General features: G+C 65.0%; 1 protein-coding gene. It reads right to left on the bottom strand.

The window, feature by feature from the left end; genetic code table 11:
• Positions 1–24 precede the first annotated feature (24 nt).
• A partial coding sequence (locus ACPYOM_RS24005; RefSeq protein WP_481347904.1) for a hypothetical protein occupies positions 25–234 on the bottom strand: 210 nt, incomplete at its 5' end.

Genomic DNA, 234 nt, shown 5'->3' with positions numbered 1-234 from the left:
ACACTCTCTCCGTCGTCGGCAGCGTCAGATGTGTATAAGAGACAGCTTGCCGACGCCGCGCAGGCCGGTGAGCACGATCGAGCGCATCGCGCGCGGACGCTCCGAGCGCTCGAGGACGACGTCGAAGGTGCGCAGCTGCTCGTCGCGGCCCTGTCTCTTATACACATCTCCGAGCCCACGAGACGCGTAGTAATCTGGGGGGGCAACTTCCTCCCTAAGAAGAGGGGGGGGGGG

Source organism: Monashia sp. HAY1-2A, assembly GCF_056755315.1.
Note: the sequence above shows the minus strand (reverse complement) of the source record. Positions and strands in the feature narration are given on the sequence as shown.